The following is a 2,717-nucleotide window of genomic DNA, read 5'->3' as shown; positions in this document are numbered from 1 at the left end:
AGTATCAGACAACTTCACATTTTAACTTTCATTGCTGCTTAGAACCTTATTCTATTCACATGGTGATTTTATGACACGCTTACTCTAGTTTAGCAAAAACAGATTGCCACTAATTGGAACGAACATGCAACTAGCAAACTAAACATAAGTTACTTAAATTACACTTTTAAATAATTTCTTATACAGACACTTTTAAAGTGATCTATAATGAACTTATATATTAAGGCGACCCCAATAGTAACAAAAGTACATTAAAAGGCACTTATGAAAAAAGGTAAGATGGTAAAGGCACAACCTATGCCTGATTTGAATACCGAGTTCAGTATGGAAACGCTGGGGAGCGCCATTCGCTCTAAACGCACCGATAGAGGCTGGCGTATTGATGATCTCGCTTCAAAAGCCAATTTATCTCGTAGGACAATCATGAAGATTGAAAAAGGCGATACCAGTGTCACCTTTGCCAATGTACTCGTTCTCATGGATATCTTAGGGCTGTCGTTACGCCTTATCGACTTAAACCTATTTGTTCGTCCACATAACCAAATAACCTCCCAAGATGAAAACAGCGTGATAAGCAATGAGGATGGTTGGTATGAGTAAATTGCAACAATTAGACGTGTTTATCGGTACGAATACCAAAATTGGTCGTTTGATTCTTCCTGTCGGAACAGAAACAGAGTTCTCGTTCATCTATGAAGATGAATGGAAACACACTGGTTTTCCGATTTCTCCACACATCCCTGTTGATGATCAGGCTTCGCCACGAAGTATCGAGAATTATCTCAGAAATCTACTTCCTGAAGGAGAAGCCTTTGAGGAGATGATACAAAACACCATTATCTCCAAAAGCAATACGTTTGGGCTAATTCGTAAGCTTGGTGCGGAAACATCTGGCGCATTATCTTTTCGAGTCCCAAACTCAGAACCTGAGGAAACCAGCTTTAGAGCTGTCCCTGATGATGAACTAATAGAACGACTAGAGCGAAATTTAGCACCATTAGTTTATTGGGACGGTAAGGTTCGCCTTTCGGTTGCCGGTGTGCAAAACAAGTTAAACTTACTTAAGCGCGGCGATGAATGGGGATTTGGTGAAGGAAAATTAAGTTCGAACTACATTCTGAAGTTTGAAAGCGGTAAAGCACCGTGTATTGCTGTGAATGAGTTCTTTTGCATGACATTAGCTAAGCTAGCAGGTTTGGACGTCGCTAATGTTGAGTTAACCCGTATTGGGAAGACTAGGACACTGATCATAGAGCGGTTCGATCGTACCTATATCGAGGCTCGTGATGTCGTTCAACGAAAACATGTGATTGATGGCTGTCAGGCGACTGACTTACCTCCAGGTTACAAATACGAGCGTCAGAATGGGGATGAAGGCGATGGTGTATATATGCGTGATGGCGTTTCTTTCCCACGCCTACTGAGCGTCAAAACCATAGATACGGTAATCACCAACCTAAAGCTTACCCAATGGATGCTCTTTAATCTAGCAACACTAAACTACGATGCTCATGGTAAAAATATTAGCTTCTTCATCACCCCTAAAGGCCTTGAACTGACCCCTTTTTATGATTTAGTCAACATAGAAGCTATCGCTCAAGAGGGAGTAAAACGCAACTCACAAAGCGGTAAATTGTCTGCTGATGAGGGGCGTGCCGTCAGTATCCCTCAATATTTTGCAATGTCGATTGGAGATTGGGAAAGTGAAGGCTTTCAAAATCCGCCGAAAGGTAACTTCAAACACCCTATCACCAGCTATGATTTAGCTGAATTCGGTGCTCTGCTCGGCTATTCAGGCACCAAAATGGCTTCCATAATTGCAGAAACCATTGGTGCCATAAAGAATGCCCTGAAGGAAACGGTTGGACTTACCGAAGCTCAAGGAATCGATGACGGAGAGCGTGAACACATAGAACTATGTGTCTCACTAATCCAAACAGAGTGTGAATACTTGTTAGCGCAAGCCGACAGTGTGCCAGAAATGAGTGAGCTTCTTTAATAGCAAATGCAGGGGCGATCTTTAGCAATTTATAAACCATTTTTGGACAAAAATGAGTTAAGCTTTTCGCTGTAATTAGCTACTTTAGATAAAAATATATATTGTGACCTACGCGCGTTTGAGAATTTTATCGAATGGTTATGCAAAAAGAAAGCAAGGCTATATGCCTTGCCTCTTTAAGCACATATACCAACCATACTGCCAGTATTTCCGCTTACTCAAGCACCAGCTTAATTGCTGATCTGTGAATATTGTCATCGTCAAGATCACATACTGAGGTTTTGTTGGTCACCAACGCTCGATCGAATGCGATATCATTAACGGAGTGTTTAGGCTTCTCTATCGTCTCAGCATTGCTCTGCAGCCCTAAAGATCCACAGGCTTAACTCTTTAAGTACGACTCGTTTCCAAGATTCTCAATTCTTCCTGAAGCCCTTGTCTAATCGACTTGCTTATCTTTTCAAAAGCTTCTAATTTAGCTATTCGATTGCTTAAATTCTGAACTCTTTGTTCTGTTTTATCTGGTGCAATCTCATCTGAAAATCTAGCTATAAACTGGTATTCATTTGAATCCACAGCCCCTGATACATGTTGTAGCCAATCTTTTGTATTATCATTTTTTGCGTGCTCGACAGCTTGTTCAAATATAAAAGTGATTAAAGTTCTTGCTGCTGAATCGAGGTGTTTAGCTAGCTCAACCGTATCCGCCCCATGAACC

The 2,717-nt window shown here is 41.0% G+C and carries 2 protein-coding genes and 1 pseudogene; 2 read left to right on the top strand and 1 reads right to left on the bottom strand.

What is annotated here, in order from left to right; all coding sequences use genetic code 11:
* The first annotated feature begins 264 nt into the window (after nucleotides 1–264).
* Both AB4589_RS24275 and AB4589_RS24270 read left to right on the top strand, forming a co-directional pair.
* Nucleotides 265–600, top strand: a complete 336-nt coding sequence (locus AB4589_RS24275) for a helix-turn-helix domain-containing protein (protein ID WP_210444949.1) — start codon at nucleotides 265–267, stop codon at nucleotides 598–600.
* Nucleotides 593–1,999 (top strand): HipA domain-containing protein, encoded by a 1,407-nt coding sequence (locus AB4589_RS24270; RefSeq protein ID WP_372101857.1) that lies wholly within the window; start codon nucleotides 593–595, stop codon nucleotides 1,997–1,999. The genes AB4589_RS24275 and AB4589_RS24270 overlap by 8 nt, the downstream gene beginning before the upstream one ends.
* 390 nt (nucleotides 2,000–2,389) lie before the next feature.
* On the opposite strand, the pseudogene AB4589_RS24265 reads toward AB4589_RS24270, so the two are convergent.
* Nucleotides 2,390–2,717, bottom strand: a pseudogene (locus tag AB4589_RS24265) (hypothetical protein); the annotation flags it as partial.

The organism is Vibrio sp. 10N.222.49.A3, from assembly GCF_041475145.1.
Taxonomy (GTDB): domain Bacteria; phylum Pseudomonadota; class Gammaproteobacteria; order Enterobacterales; family Vibrionaceae; genus Vibrio; species Vibrio tasmaniensis_A.
The sequence above is the reverse complement of the archived record's forward strand: the minus strand, read 5'-3'. Positions and strand labels throughout refer to the sequence as shown.

What these genes read in the sequence shown, in the direction of transcription:
- AB4589_RS24270 (WP_372101857.1), top strand. Translation starts at nt 593, where the DNA reads ATGAGTAAATTGCAACAATTAGACGTGTTTATCGGTACGAATACCAAA.
- AB4589_RS24275 (WP_210444949.1), top strand. Translation starts at nt 265, where the DNA reads ATGAAAAAAGGTAAGATGGTAAAGGCACAACCTATGCCTGATTTGAAT.